This window comes from Demequina sp. (genome assembly GCF_016278775.1).
Taxonomy (GTDB): domain Bacteria; phylum Actinomycetota; class Actinomycetes; order Actinomycetales; family Demequinaceae; genus Demequina.
The window spans coordinates 1-14,493 of sequence record NZ_JADQBF010000062.1; the positions used below are offsets into that span (position 1 = coordinate 1).

General features: G+C 66.6%; 12 protein-coding genes. 3 read left to right on the plus strand and 9 right to left on the minus strand.

Annotated features, from left to right (window positions below; translation table 11 throughout):
• The 9 genes from QZZ33_RS07565 to QZZ33_RS07605 all read right to left on the minus strand — a co-directional run.
• The coding region (locus QZZ33_RS07565) for a ferrous iron transporter B (RefSeq protein WP_291379166.1) at positions 1-1,734 on the minus strand (1,734 nt) is incomplete at its 3' end.
• On the minus strand, positions 1,731-1,952 hold the full coding sequence (locus QZZ33_RS07570) for a FeoA family protein (protein WP_291379167.1): 222 nt from the start codon (positions 1,950-1,952) through the stop codon (positions 1,731-1,733). The genes QZZ33_RS07570 and QZZ33_RS07565, both read right to left, overlap by 4 nt.
• Before the next feature lie 70 nt (positions 1,953-2,022).
• Positions 2,023-3,807: an ABC transporter ATP-binding protein gene (locus QZZ33_RS07575; protein ID WP_291379168.1), complete on the minus strand. Its 1,785-nt coding sequence runs from the start codon at positions 3,805-3,807 to the stop codon at positions 2,023-2,025.
• Positions 3,804-5,753, minus strand: a complete 1,950-nt coding sequence (locus tag QZZ33_RS07580; protein ID WP_291379169.1) for an ATP-binding cassette domain-containing protein — start codon at positions 5,751-5,753, stop codon at positions 3,804-3,806. The genes QZZ33_RS07575 and QZZ33_RS07580 overlap by 4 nt, the downstream gene beginning before the upstream one ends.
• A gap of 56 nt (positions 5,754-5,809) precedes the next feature.
• Positions 5,810-6,442, minus strand: a complete 633-nt coding sequence (locus QZZ33_RS07585; RefSeq protein ID WP_291379170.1) for an ElyC/SanA/YdcF family protein — start codon at positions 6,440-6,442, stop codon at positions 5,810-5,812.
• Positions 6,439-6,681, minus strand: coding sequence for an acyl-CoA carboxylase subunit epsilon (locus tag QZZ33_RS07590; protein ID WP_291379171.1), 243 nt, complete (start codon positions 6,679-6,681; stop codon positions 6,439-6,441). Before QZZ33_RS07590 ends, QZZ33_RS07585 begins: the two co-directional genes overlap by 4 nt.
• On the minus strand, positions 6,678-8,207 hold the full coding sequence (locus tag QZZ33_RS07595; RefSeq protein WP_291379177.1) for an acyl-CoA carboxylase subunit beta: 1,530 nt from the start codon (positions 8,205-8,207) through the stop codon (positions 6,678-6,680). The genes QZZ33_RS07590 and QZZ33_RS07595 overlap by 4 nt, the downstream gene beginning before the upstream one ends.
• 197 nt (positions 8,208-8,404) lie before the next feature.
• Positions 8,405-10,189 carry an ABC transporter ATP-binding protein gene (locus tag QZZ33_RS07600; protein ID WP_291379172.1) on the minus strand — a complete coding sequence of 595 codons (1,785 nt, stop codon included), beginning with the start codon at positions 10,187-10,189 and terminating at the stop codon, positions 8,405-8,407.
• The gene (locus QZZ33_RS07605; protein WP_291379173.1) at positions 10,189-12,165 is read right to left on the minus strand and encodes an ABC transporter ATP-binding protein; all 1,977 of its coding nucleotides are present in this window, start codon (positions 12,163-12,165) and stop codon (positions 10,189-10,191) included. The genes QZZ33_RS07600 and QZZ33_RS07605 overlap by 1 nt, the downstream gene beginning before the upstream one ends.
• Positions 12,166-12,412: 247 nt before the next feature.
• Here QZZ33_RS07605 and QZZ33_RS07610 point away from each other — a divergent pair, with 247 nt between their 5' ends.
• The 3 genes from QZZ33_RS07610 to QZZ33_RS07620 are packed head-to-tail and all read left to right on the plus strand — an operon-like array spanning position 12,413 to position 14,306.
• The gene (locus tag QZZ33_RS07610; RefSeq protein WP_291379174.1) at positions 12,413-13,525 is read left to right on the plus strand and encodes a PTS mannitol transporter subunit IICB; all 1,113 of its coding nucleotides are present in this window, start codon (positions 12,413-12,415) and stop codon (positions 13,523-13,525) included.
• Between the two features lie 39 nt (positions 13,526-13,564).
• Positions 13,565-13,873, plus strand: a complete 309-nt coding sequence (locus QZZ33_RS07615; RefSeq protein ID WP_291379175.1) for a PTS lactose transporter subunit IIB — start codon at positions 13,565-13,567, stop codon at positions 13,871-13,873.
• The gene (locus QZZ33_RS07620) at positions 13,863-14,306 is read left to right on the plus strand and encodes a PTS sugar transporter subunit IIA (protein WP_291379176.1); all 444 of its coding nucleotides are present in this window, start codon (positions 13,863-13,865) and stop codon (positions 14,304-14,306) included. Before QZZ33_RS07615 ends, QZZ33_RS07620 begins: the two co-directional genes overlap by 11 nt.
• The last annotated feature ends 187 nt before the right edge of the window (positions 14,307-14,493 follow it).

Genomic DNA, 14,493 nt, shown 5'->3' on the forward strand with positions numbered 1-14,493 from the left:
GATCAACAGCGCCAGGGCGGCGGCGCTCGCGTGCCCTCCTGACGTCTGATCCACCGTGGCGCGTAGCTGTTCGCCCAAGGTCGCCTCGGCCCCAGCCGCCTCGTCGTCAATCGCATAGGACTGGGCGAGGGCGGCGATGACCACCTCCTTGGCAGCGACCCCTGTCAGGAGCGCGGAGGCGATCCGCCAGTCATCGAGGCCCATGGGGCTGAGGGCTGGCGCTGCCGAAAGTGCCACCGCGCCGTAGACGGAGTCCTCGACGGGCACATCCGCGAGTGCGTGCCCGCCCGTCACGGGGATGGCCTGCAGCACCCACAGTGCCATGACGACCACGACGATGATGGTCCCCGCCTTGCGTACAAACGACGCGACGCGTGTCCACACGCTCGTGCCGAGCGATCGCGCGTGCGGGAGCTGGTAGTCGGGCAGGGCGATGATGAGCGGCTCGGGGACCACGTCTCGCAACACCGTGCGCCTGGCGATGAGACCCCAGCCGATCACGAGGACGACGGAGCCGACGTACATGGCGAACACCACGGTGCCCGCGTGAGTGGGGAAGAACGTGTGGGCGAGCATCAGGTACACGGCCAGGCGCGCGGTGCACGACGTCAGCGGGACGAGCAGTCCCGTGAGGAGGCGCTGACGCGCGTGAGGGAGCACGGCGGTGGCGGACAGGGCTGGCACATTGCAGCCGAAGCCGACGATGAGCGGCAGCATGGCGCGGCCGTCGAGCCCGAGCGCACGCATCGCGCGATCAGCCACCACGGCCACGCGCGCGAGGTAGCCGCTGCCTTCTAGCGCGCCCACCGCCATGAACATGATCGCCATGAGGGGAACAAACGACATCACCGTGCCCACGCCTGCGAGCACGCCGTCGACGGTGAAGGACACGATCCAGGCCGGCGTTCCGATCACGCCCAGTGCGGACGACACTGCCGACGCCACGGGCCCGTCAACGAGCCGGGCGGCCGCGTCCATGAGCGGGCCCGCCACCACCGTCGTGAGCTGAAACACCGCCCACACGACAGCCAAGAAGATCGGCAGTCCGAGCCAGGGGTTGAGCAGTGCACGATCCAGACGGTCGGTGAACGTCAAGCGCGGCTCGCCAGCGGGGACGGCCGCATCCGTCACCGACTCCACCCAATCGAACAAGTGCTGGGCGCACGCCAGTGTGTCGGGCAGTGACGCGGCGTGCTTGTGGGGCTCGATTCCCCGGACCGTTGTCGGATTGCTGAGCGCCGCGCCGACGGCCCGTTCGAGCGCCGTCCTGCCAGCGCCGGAGCGACCGTTGACCTCCACGACGGGCACGCCAAGGGCCGTTGACAACGCTTCCGCGTCCGGTCGCAGCCCCCTGGCCTGGGCAAGATCGACCATGGTGAGTGCCGCCACCACCGGCCGTCCCGCCGCCGCTACCTGTCCCAGCAAGTACAGGGATCGGCTGAGCGCCGTCGCGTCGAGCACCACCACGGCGACGTCGTGCTCGGCGTCATTGACGGCGTCGGCGGCCACCTGCTCGTCAGGGGAGCGGGCGATGAGGCTGTAGGTGCCGGGAAGGTCCACGAGCGCCAAATCCTCGCCGTCGATGCGCCACGTGCCGGTGGCGAGGGCCACCGTGGTGCCAGGCGCGTTGACCACGCGCTGGCGGGCCTTGGTGAGCGCGTTGAACAGCGTCGACTTGCCGACGTTGGGGTTGCCGACCAACAGAATGCTCGCCGTGCGCACCGCTTGCTTCATGCCGGATCCACCTCGATGAGCGCGCACGTCGCGGCGTCGATGGCCAGCCGTGCCGCGCCGATGGAGACGACGCGCGACCCAGAAGCGCCTCGCGCGGTGAGGCGCAAGAGGGTCCCTGGCCGCAGTCCCATCTCGCGCAACCGGAGCACCGCCGTCGAGTCCGCACTGACCGTGCGCACGTGAGCACGTGTGCCTGGCGGAAGCGCGGTGAGTTGCATACCCTCACGGTATTTCGAAAGGTAAGCCTTACCTAATTACTTAGGTCCCGGTTTGTCGCACACCCCAGGGCTACGAGTAGGCCTCCGCCTGCAGCGTGTAGAGGGCGCTGTAGAGGCCCCCGAGCTTCATGAGATCGTCGTGCGAGCCCGTCTCCTCAATCCGCCCGTCATTCACCACCACAATGAGGTCCGCCATCCGCACCGTGGAGAACCTGTGCGACACCAGCACGGTGATCCCGCCAGTGGTCCGTGCCACCTGAGCCGCAGAGGCGGCGTAGTTCTCGAATAAGTCGTGCTCCGCTTGCGCGTCCAGCGCCGACGTCGGCTCATCGAGCAACAGCAGCAGGGGCGTCTGGCGCATCATGGCGCGACCGAGAGCGAGCTTCTGCCACTGCCCTCCGCTGAGGTCGGTGCCACCCTCCCACGCCCTGCCCAGCTGGGTATCGAGGCCATCGGCAAGCCGATCAAGGAGGTCGTCCCCGCGGGCGCGGTGGAGCGCATGCTTCACCGCTCCGGCGTCCCCGATGTGTGGCAGGTCGCCGAGGCCGACCGTCTCGCGTGCCAGGAACTCGAAGCGCGCGAAGTCTTGGAACCCTGCGGCGATGCGCGCGCGCCAGTCACCCACCGCGTAGCGAGTGATTGCCACGCCATCGATGTCGATATCACCGGAGAGGGGCTCGTAGAAGCGGGAGAGGAGTTTGACGAGCGAGGTCTTGCCGGCGCCGTTCTCTCCGACGATCGCGACGGTGTGACCCGCAGGGAGGTGGAGGTTGACGGCGCTCAGCACTGGCATGTCAGTACCTGGATACGCGAAGGTGACGTCGCGCAACGTAATGCCGTCGCGCAGCGTGTCCGGCAGCTCCAGATCGGGGGTGCGAGCGGGCTTGTTCACCAGCGCCCGAATCCACGCAAGATTCGCCTGGGTGCGCGCCGTGCGCTGCAGTCCGACCAACAACGCCGCCGCATGGGTCACCTGTTGGTTGACCTGGGCGGCGAGCGAGATGGCGAGCACCACATCGCCCACCGTCCCTTGACCGGCCACCACCCGCCGCACCACCAGCAGGGTGGCGGCGATGTAGGAAACTGCAAAGATCGCCTGGCCGCAGACGCGCAAGAGTGCGGCCCGGTCCTCGCCCCTGGTCACGAGCGCCGTGGTGGCGTCCCACGACTCACGTTGCCGTTGCCTCATCTGCTCCGTCAGGCCGCACGCGCGGATCTCTTTCGCCGAGACCGCGTTGGTGGCAAGACTGAACACGTGCCGACCGCGGCGCGTGTGAGGTGCCGCCGCGAGACGAGCGCCCGCGATAGCGGACTCCGCACGCTTGCCGAGCACCAGGGGAGCGAGGGCGAACAGCGGCAGGAGGAGCAACCAGGGGGACAGCATGGCGAGCAAGACACCCGTGATGGAGGCGCCAGCGACAAAGCCCATCGAACTGAACAGGCGGTCGATGGTCGGCCAGCCGGACCAGTCGACCTCTTGCCTCACGACGGCAAGCCTGTCCGCAAAGTCCGGGCGCTCGTGGTGCTCGAGCCCGTCGGAGCCGTTTGACAGGTCGATGAGTTCCCGCTCGAGCGCGAGTTGAACCATCTCGCCTAACTCGTAGGCGACAACGCGACCGAAATGGCCCGCCGTGAGGGTCATGATCACGAGCGTGGCGACCGCGAGCGCGCTTGCCGTCACCGTGGCGGAGTCGCCCGCGATCGCGGCATCCGTGAGAGAGCCGAGCGCTGGCGCAGCGAGCGGCAGCGACGCGAATTGCACGATCATGAGCGCAAGAGCCGCGAGAAACCGCCAGCGGCTCGCCCGCCATGCCACGCCCGCCAGTGCAGCATTGCCGTGCAGGGTCTCTCTCATACGTCGAGCCCGCGAGTGAAGCGGTCGGCCTGGAGCGTGAACAGCTTCGCGTAGTGGCCACCGGTCTTCATGAGTTCCTGGTGTGTGCCTTGCTGGCACACGCGCCCTTGGTCAATGACCACGATGTGGTCGGCACGGCGCACGGACGAGAATCGATGGGAGATCAGGAGGGTGGTCACGCCGTGGGTGAGTTCGACGAACCGGTCAAAGAACGCCGCCTCCGCCCTGACGTCTAGCGCCGCTGTGGGCTCGTCGAGCACCAGCACCTTCGCACCGTGATGGAGCGCATACAGTGACCGCGCAATCGCGATGCGTTGCCATTGCCCGCCGCTCAGGTCGATCCCCCCTGGGTACGTGCGCGCGAGCGGCGTGTCGAGGCCCGTGGGCACGCCTGCGAAGGCATCGAGAATCCCAGCCTGGTGCGCCGCCTCGCGGATTGCCGCATCGTCGCGCGGAGCATGGGCCGCGCCCAGCATGATGTTGTCGGCCGCCGAGTACTCGTAGCGGATGAAGTCCTGGAACACGACGCTCACTTGCTTGCGCCACTCGTTCACGTCGAGGTGGCCGATGTTCACTCCGTCGGCCTCGATCGCGCCATCAGTCGGTTCATAGAGGCGTGTGAGCAGTTTGACGAGCGTGGTCTTGCCAGCACCATTCACGCCCACGATCGCGGTAGAGCGTCCCGCGGGGATCTCCAGGTCAAGACCGGAGAGCACCTCCTGGCCGCCGCCAGCGTAGGCGAATCTCAGGGAGCGCAGGTCAAGGCGCGAGGCTGGCATTGAGCGCACGTCGCTCGTGCCCCGCCCGGCGTCTGAGGCGTCGGCGGCGACAGCGTCGGACGCTGCGTCGTGCTTCTCGCGTGCCACCGCCGCGTCGGCCAACTGGCGCAGGTTTCGCATCGCCTCCATGGCGCGCATCCCGAACTGGGTGGGGACGTCAGACTCCTCAAATTCCTGGCCAAGACTGACGGCGCCCAACGTCGCTTGCAGGGACAGCGCGAGCGCCGTCAGCGTCAGCGTGCCCGCGGCGGCCGCGTGGCCGACGGAGTACAGCACGAAGCCGGTGATCGCCACGCCGAACACGGTGAGAGGGAGGTATGGCAAGAAGACGATCTTGCGGCGGGCGATGCCGACGGGGCGGTACATGTCCCAGAAGGCGCTCGAGTAGCGATTCCCTAGCCACTCATTGATGCCGAAGATGCGCGTCTCCTTTGACGCGACATCGCCCATCGTTAGGTCGCGAAGATAGGCGCGCCTACGCGAGGCAGGCATGATCGTGCGCCATGCCGCACTGAACCGTCGGAGGCCACCTCGGTTGACGGTGCGAAAGGTCATGGTCGAGGCGAAGATCGCGACTCCTGCCCACCAGAACGATGCCGCACTCAACAGCGCGCAGAACCCCGCGAGCGTGGTGTACCGGGCTATCAGAGCCAAGAAGCCGCAGACCGCCTGGCCTGGCGTGTTCCAGTCGGTGTCGAGTTGGCCAGTGACCTCTGACAACTCGTCGAGCACCGCGTGATCCTCGAGTGGCGCGATGCTCGTGGTTTGGCTCACCACCGTGAGCACATCGTCGCGCAACTGCCCGTCGATCCGGCGCCGCACGCGCGCATTGACCGCTGTGACTACTGGAGCCGTCACCTGAGCGAGCAGAAAGATGGCGGCGGCGAGGATGAACCCTGTCACGAGCGAGTCCCATTCAGCGGACTGGACGCCGCCCTCCACCGCGGCGGGCACGCGCCCGATCACCACAGAGGTGGCGACCACGAAGCCCACGGGCGCTGCACCAGCGAGTAGGTGCATGACCACCAGCGTGACCGCGAGGCCAACGCCGGCACGCGGCACGAGGCGGGCGATGTCGAGCCGGCCACGCAGGGCGTGTTCCTTGGGGACTTCCTCGCCTGCGCTGGCGCGCGAGCGGCCTGTCCCGGAGTCAGGGGCGGCGGCCACGCCCCGAGTATAGGAGTGGCCCCCGGCGGCTGGGTTCAGCGCGGCGGGGGAGACGATCAGGTGGTGCCGTCTGGAACCCTGCCGCGCCACACGTCGAGCATGGCCTTCGCGTCGGCGGCAACCTCTCGCACGTGCCCGATCATGGTCGACTTGGTGAGGCGCTGAGGTGGGTAGGTGCCCTGAGCGTCGAGACCGATGCGGTCGCACACCCAGACCGCTCGCGGCACGTGAAACTCCTGGCTCACCATGATGACGCTCGTCGCGCCGAAGGTGTCGCGGGCGTTCACGCACGACGAGTAGGTGTCGACGCCCAGCGGATCCTCCTCGATGGCCTCCGGCGGCACGCCCATGCCCTCCGCGACCTCGCGCATGACGCTCGGCTCACCAAAGCCCGAACTGTCGGAGCCGTCACCACTCATGATGAGGCGGTCGACGGAGCCGCTGAGGTACAGCTGCACGCCGGTCTCGACGCGCTCGCGAAGGAACCGCGACGGACGCCCGTCTTCGTACACGCGAGCCCCGAGCACGACGGCGGCGTCGGCACGGTCGAACGACGAGGAGGACGTGTGAGTGTCAGACGCGGTGCTGGCACGCACGATCATCCACGGCGTCGCTATCGTGGTGGGGACCAGCACCAGGACGGCGACCACCCAGCGGTAGCGAGGATGCAGGCGCGTGCGTGACCTCATCTGAGCGAGTGCCGCCACGCGCCGGAGCCGCGGCCAAGGACTCCAACCTTGATGCCGCGCATCGTCCGCGCGCGATCCATCCACGCCGACGTGGGGGAGCCGGGCTCCTCGTCTTGTTCAGCGGCGTTCGCCATGGCCACCATGCCAGCCACCAGCGCCGCGAGTTCGTCGTCGTCTGGCGCGCCGCGCACCACCCGCATCGCGGCGGCCGCATCCACGAAGTCGTCCGGGCTACTCACAGGGGGATGTTCCCGTGCTTCTTGGGGGGAAGGGCGGCGCGCTTGGTGCGCAACGCACGCAAGCCGCGCACAATCTGAGCGCGTGTCTCAGAAGGTTCGATCACGGCGTCGACGTATCCCTTGTCGGCGGCGTTGTAGGGGTTGACGATGCTCTCCTCATAGTCATCGATGAGCGCCTTGCGCTCGGCTTCGACGTCGCCGCCGGACTTCTCGACCTCGGCAAGCGCGCGTCTTGACAGGATGTTCACCGCACCGCTGGATCCCATGACCGCGATTTGGGCGGTGGGCCACGCCAGATTGATGTCCGCACCCAACTGCTTGGAGGCCATCACGATGTAAGCCCCTCCGTACGCTTTGCGCGTGATGACGGTGATGAGCGGCACGGTGGCCTCTGCGTACGCGTAGATCAGTTTGGCGCCACGGCGGATGATGCCTTGGTGTTCCTGGTCAACACCGGGGAGGAAGCCGGGGACGTCCACGAAGGTGAGTACCGGGATGTTGAAGGCGTCGCACGTGCGCACAAAGCGCGCGGCCTTCTCTGCCGCGTTGATGTCGAGTGTGCCTGCCATCGACAGCGGCTGGTTGGCGACCACGCCGACGGAGTGGCCCTCGACGTGGCCGAAGCCCACCACCACGTTGGAGGCAAACAGGGGTTGCACCTCGAGGAAGTCGCCGCCGTCGAGCACCGCCTCGATCACGGTCTTCATGTCGTACGGCTGGTTGTCGCTGTCCGGCACCAACGTGTCGAGTGCGAGGTCTTCTTCCGTGACGTCGAGGTCGGCTTCCTGGTCCCACACGGTGGGGTCCGACAAGTTGTTTTGCGGAAGGAACTGCAGCAAGTGCTGCACGTACTCGATCGCGTCTTCCTCGTCGTCGGCGAGGTAGTGCGCCACGCCGGACTTCACGTTGTGCGTCTGCCCGCCGCCCAGGTCCTCGAACGTGACCTCTTCTCCGGTGACCGACTTGATGACGTCGGGCCCCGTGATGAACATCTGCGAGGTGCCGTCCGCCATGACAATGAAGTCGGTCAGCGCGGGCGAGTACACGGCACCGCCGGCACTCGGCCCCAGGATGATGGATATCTGGGGGATCACTCCAGACGCGGCGACGTTGCGCCGGAAGATCTCGGCAAACTGGGTGAGGGCCGCGACGCCCTCCTGGATGCGCGCGCCGCCACCGTCGGAGATGCCGATGAGCGGCACTCCGGTGCGCAGAGCGAAGTCTTGCGCCTTGGTGATCTTGTGGCCGTGAGTCTCGCCAAGGGAGCCGCCAAAGACGGTGAAGTCTTGAGAGTAGACGGCCACCTGGCGGCCATCCACCGTCCCGTAGCCGGTGACGACGCCGTCGCCAAACGGGCGGTTCTTATCCAGCCCGAACGCGGTGGCGCGGTGTCGTGTGAGGGCGTCGAACTCGACGAATGAGCCCTCGTCGAGCAGGAGTTCGACGCGCTCGCGCGCCGTCTTCTTGCCGCGCGCATGCTGCTTCTCTTGTGCAGCTGCTTCCGGCGCCGTGATGGCGGTGGTCATCTTGTCGCGCAACGCCTCTAGTGCGGATGCGGTGGACTTGGTAGTGGGGGTGTCGGCCACAGTGCTCCCTTAGGTCAACTCGCACACAGCCTAGCCGGGGGCGGGAGCGTTGCCACAGTCGCTCCGGCGCGGCGCCTGCTCAAGCGGTGCCTGAGAGTGTCCGAAGGTGACGCGAGTCGGCCCCGCGAGAGGCGCGGTCAGGAGTATTGCTCGGCTTGCAGTGCGTACAGCTCCGCGTAGATGCCGCCTTGGGCGACGAGCTCGTGGTGGGTGCCGGCCTCGGCGATCCTGCCGTCTCCCACCACCAGAATGGTGTCTGCCATCCGCACCGTCGAGAACCGGTGCGATACCAGGACAGTGATGGCTCCCGTGCGCTGCGCCACCCGCCTCGCACCCAGCGCGTACTGCTCGAAGAGGTTGTGCTCGGCTTGAGCGTCGAGGGCGGACGTGGGCTCGTCGAGCAACAGCAACAAGGGGTTCTGACGCATCATCGCGCGTCCGAGCGAGAGCTTCTGCCATTGCCCGCCAGAGAGGTCGGTGCCGCCGTCGTAGGACTTGCCGACGAGCGTGTCGAGGCCTTGCGGCAGTCGTTGCAGGACGTCCTGCGCGCGGGCGCGATCGAGCGCATCGGTGACGGCCGAGGCGCTGTCGATGTCGGGCTGCGAGCCCAATCCCACCACGTGTTGCGCGGGGAACTCGAAGCGCGCGTAGTCCTGGAAACCTGCGGAGATGCGCTCCCGCCATTCGTCGACGGGGATGCGGCGGATGTCGGTGCCGTCCACCGTGACGGTTCCTGTGGTGGGCTCGTAGAAGCGGCACAACAGCTTGATGAGCGTGGATTTGCCCGCCCCGTTTTCGCCCACGATGGCGATGGTGGAACCGGCAGGGATGGTGATGTTGACGTGCTCCAGCACCGGAGTCGAGGTGCCCGGGTAGGCGAACGACACGTCGGCAAACGTGATGCCATCCCGCATCGACTCGGGCGCGTCACTGTCCGCCGCGACGTCGCTGGGACGGTTCACTACGGAGTCGATCCATCGCATCTCGGCGAACATGGAGGCGGTGCGTTGCAGGCCCTGCAGCATTCCCACGACGGCGGTCACCTGTTGATTGACCTGGGCGGCAAGGGTGATGACCATGAGCACGTCGCCCACTGTCCCGTGGCCTGCGACGGCGTCGCGCACCACCAACAGGGTGCTGGCGACGTACGCCACGCCAAAGATGATCTGGCCGAGCGCGCGCAGTGCGGTCGCCTTGTATTCCGCCCGCACTTCAATGGCCGACGCTTGTGCCCAGGACCGGGCTTGGCGTTCCCTGACCTGGTCCTCCAGGCCGCAGGTGCGCACCTCTTTGATGGGCCCCGCGTCGGCAAGCAGCGCGAACATGTGATTGGCCTGTCGGGTGGAAGCCGCCGCGTCAGCGCGGGCACGCTTGGAGATCTCTTCTGCCTTGCGGCCGAGCAGCAGCGGTGGTACTGCCGCGACGGGCAGGAGTAGCAGCCACACGTTGAGGGAGGCCAGCAGCACCGCAGTGACGACAAGCCCGAACACGATGGCCACGCCCCCGTACAGCGACGCCACTGTGCTCCACGCGGCGCGATCGGTCTCGCGACGAATCACGGCGACGCGGTCGGCGTACTCGGGGCGTTCGTGGTGTTCCAAGCCGACGCTGCCGTTGGACAGTGACCCCATGTCGCGTTCGATGAGGGACGCCATGACCTCGGCCGTGCGGAAGTAGAAGATGTGCGCGAAGTGTTGTGCGGTGAGTGCGATCATGAGCAACACCGCGACCGAGCCAGCCCACCACAGGGCGGTGCGGGCCTCGCCTGCGATCGCATTGTCGACGATGCCGCGCAGTCCCACCGCGGCGGCTGGCATGGACACGGGCGCCACGAGCACCAGCCCAAAGCCCACGATGAAGTTCTTGGGGCCCGCCCGCCACGCGTAGCGGAAGGTGTCGGCGATTCCGCGGAACAGTTCCATCAGCGCACCGTCCCCATCGCGTCGGCGTCCGCGTCCTCGTCGGCGTCTAGCCCTTCTCTGAAGCGTTTCGCCTGGAGCTCGAAGAGCCGGCGGTAGTGAGTGTCCGTCTGCATCAGGTCCGCGTGGGATCCCTGCTCGATCACCTGACCGTTCTCGATCACCACGATGCGGTCTGCCCTGCGCACCGAGGAGAAGCGGTGGGAGATCAGCAAGGTGGTCGCGCCGCGCGTCAGGTCAACGAACTGGTCGAAGAACTGGGCCTCGGCGCGCACGTCGAGCGCGGCGGTGGGTTCGTCGAGTACGAGAACGCGCGCCCCCTTCTCGAGCGCATACAGCGACCGCGCGATCGCGACGCGTTGCCATTGACCGCCGGACAGGTCGATGCCGTCGGCGTAGCCGCGCGCCAACGTGGTATCGAGGCCGTGCGGCGTGTCGCGCAGCGTGTCCAGCATGCCGATGGCAGCGGCGGCGGCCTCGACGGCCGCCCTGTCGTGCGGCACAGACGCTGCGCCCGCGGCAATGTTGTCGGCGGCGGAGAACTCGTATTGGACGAAGTCCTGGAAGACGACGGAAAGGGTGTGGCGCCACTGCACGATGTCGAAGTCCGCGATGTTGGTGCCGTCGACGTAGATGCCGCCTGCGGTGGGCTCGTAGAGCCGCGCGAGCAGCTTCATGAGGGTGGTCTTGCCAGCACCGTTGACGCCGACCAACGCGGTCGACTTGCCAGCCTCGAGCGTGAGGTTGAGTCCGTCGAACACCACCTCGTCTGCCCCGGGGTAGCTGAAGTGCAGGTCGCGGAACTCGATGGAATGGTGTGGGGCGTCCTCGGGAACGGCGGCCTCGCCGCGTGGCGCGGTGTCGTCGGCGATGACGGCGGCCTCTACTTCGCGCAGCGCCGTGAGCGCGTTCATGCCGAACTGGGTGGACGTGTCTGACTCGGGGTAGTCGCGGGCGAGCATCAGCGCTCCGGTGAGCGCCTGCAGCCCGAGTGTCAGATCGGTGAGGCTCATCGCGCCGGTCTCAAGTTCCCCGGCGTCCATGCCGGTACCGGCGGCGCGTGACACCAAGGAGAACAGTGCCCACGCGACCGCGACAAGGCCGACGGCGGTGTAGACCAGGTAGGGCTTGAAGTAGATCCTGCGACGTTCGGCGTTGGTGGGATCGGCGAACGCGAAGAAGGCGTCGTGGTGCCGGCCCCGTAGCCAGGGCATCGAGCCGAACACGCGGATCTCTTTGGCCGCCAGCGAGCCCAGCGTCACGTCCCGCAAGTACAGCAGGCGCCGCCGCAGGTGACCGTTGGTGCGCCAGATCGCCGAGTAGTTGCGTAACCCGCCCCTGTTGCCGGTGCGCAGGATGAAGATCGCGGCGGTCAGGGCAGCGGTGACGGCGGGACCGAACAGCGCCCAGATGATCACCAACAGGGCGAAGAGTTGGGTATAGCGGGCGATCAGAAACAGCATGCCGCCCACGGCGTTGCCTGGAGTGTGGAAGTTGTTCTCGAACGGGGTGCGCGCCTCCGCGAACTTCGACAGGGTTTTGCCGTCCTCGAGCGACGCGATGCCAATCGATGACGTCACGGACCGCACGGCCTGATCCCGAATCTTGCCGTCGACCTCGCGTTGGATCGCCAGGCCCAACATCTGCTGCACGGGTGCGAGGATCTGCTGCACCATGAAGGCGCCAGCGCCGATCAGGAACAGGCGCACCAGGCCGTCCCACTCGGCGGTTCCCACCCCTGCTCCTACAGCGTTGGGGACGCCCCCAATCATGGTCGACGTCGCAATCATGAACACGATGGGCAACGCGCCAAGCACCAGGCCCAGCACGGCGAGCGCCCCGACGCGCCAGCCGCCCGCGAGGGGCATGATGCGCCAGATGCGTAGGCGCGCCTCGATGGCGCTGTCCCAGTAGGCGGCGGCGCGCTCGCGCAGGCGAGAGGTAAGCGGTTTTTCGCTTGGAGTGTGGGTCTTCGACACGCGCACCACATTAGCGACTGGCTCTGACATCCCAGGTAGTCGTGGCAAAGCCCCACCAGTCCTGTGCGGGGTGGCCCCACAGGCGTCCGCCTCCGCAGGCGGAACGCATGCCCGTTAGTGCCCGTTTGGCACTTGACGCGGCCCGCTTGCGGGTCTAGATTGCCCAATGTCAACCAATACGGGTGCAAACGGGCACCGAGTATCTCCGCCTCTCGCAACGACGCGAGGCAAGGAAGGGAAGGTACGCATGTCAGCAACTGATATGCAGGCAAAGAAGAACCGAGAGGGCAGCGGCGCGTCAGCTCAGATCCAGCGCGTCGGACGGTTCTTGTCAGGAATGATCATGCCCAACATTGGGGCTTTCATCGCCTGGGGCCTCATCACGGCCATGTTCATTGGGACGGGGTGGGTGCCCAGCGAGAAGTTCGTGCTGTTGGTCGACCCGATGATCCTCTATCTACTGCCGTTGCTCATCGGCTACACCGGTGGCCGCATGGTCTACGGCCAGCGAGGCGCCGTCATCGGCGCGATCGCCACCGTCGGCGTGGTGGTGGGTTCGGATGTTCCCATGTTCCTGGGCGCCATGGCCATGGGTCCGTTCGCAGCGTGGTGCCTCAAGCAGGTCGAAAAGCTGTGGGCAGACAAGATCAAGCCAGGCTTCGAGATGTTGGTGGACAACTTCTCCATCGGCATCCTGGGCGCAGGGCTGGCCATGTTTGGTCAGTGGCTCATCGGTCCCGTCGTGTCGAAGCTCGTGGAATGGGCAGGCAACGGCGTCGACGTTCTTGTCGAGAACAACCTGTTGCCGCTGGCGTCGATCATTGTGGAGCCGGCCAAGGTGCTGTTCCTCAACAACGCCATCAACCACGGCGTGTTCACGCCGCTCGGCGCTCAAGAGGTGCTGGAGGACGGCAAGTCACTGCTGTTCATGATCGAGTCCAACCCTGGACCCGGCCTTGGCATCCTGGTGGCGTTCATGCTGTTCGGTCCGCGCATGCTTAAGGCAGCGGCCCCCAGCGCGATCATCATCCACTTCTTCGGCGGCATTCACGAGGTGTACTTCCCGTTCGTGCTCGCCAAGCCGAAGATGATCATCGCGGCGATCGCGGGCGGCATGACCGGTGTGCTCACGGGCACGCTGTTCAACGGAGGCCTGGTCTCCGCACCATCACCGGGTTCGATCTTCGCGTACTTCACGTTCACGCCGCCTGGCGGACACGTGGTGATGCTGCTGCAGGTCATTCTGGCTGCGGCCGTCTCGTTCGCCGTCGCTTCGTTCCTGCTCGGATTCGGTCGCGAGGCCAAGCGAGAGAACGAAGCAGAAGAGGGTGCTAGCGAAACTACGGCCGTCCCGGCGTAGCGTGAAGCACACCGATACAACGAGGTAGAGGAGAAAGCGATGCCGACGATCAACGGTTCCGACGTCAAGCGCGTAGTAGTCGCGTGCGACGCGGGTATGGGAAGTTCAGTCATGGTGGCAAGCACCTTGCGCTCCAAGCTCAAGAAGCATGGGGTCGAGGTGATCCACACGCCTGTCGACGAGATTCCTGCCGACGCGTCTGTGGTGGTGTGTCATCAGGGCCTGGCGTCCCGTGCCCAGGCCACGGCGCCCAACGCCGTGGTGGTTCCCTTCGCTGTCTTCATGGGCGACCCGGCCTTCGCCAAGGTCGAGAACGCCATCGTCCAGGGTCAAGACCTTGAGTCCTGATCCTCGGCCGATCCTCGAGCCCAGCGCCGTCCGCCTTGGCCTTCAAGCCAAGGACAAGGCGGACGCGCTGCGGCAGTGCGGGGAGGTCCTGACCGAAATCGGCGCCGCGTCGTCTGCCTATGCCGACGCCATGCTGGAGCGGGAGAAGTCAGTCTCGACGTACATCGGCGAGGGCGTGGCGATTCCGCACGGCACCAACGAGAGCCGCGAGCACATCGAGCGCGCGGCGATCGCCTACCTTCAGTTTCCCCAAGGAGTCGACTGGGACGGCAATGCGGTGCACGTGTGCATCGCCATTGCGTCTCGCTCGGAGGAGCACGTCGACATCCTGCAGTCCCTGGCGACCGTGCTCATGGATCCCGAGTCGGCCGCCGCTTTGCGTGAGGCGTCGTCGATCGACGACGTCATTGCGCTGCTCACTCCCCAGGCCTAACCCCCGCCAAGGAAGGAAATACCAGTCGTGAAAGCCCTGATGTTCTATGCCCCGGAGGACGTGCGCGTCGAAGACGTGCCGGAACCCGAAGTCGGCCCTGGCGAGATCAAGTTGCGCGTGCGCAACTGCTCGACGTGCGGCACCGACGTCAAGATCTTCTACAACGGCCACCAGAACCTCTCCCCGC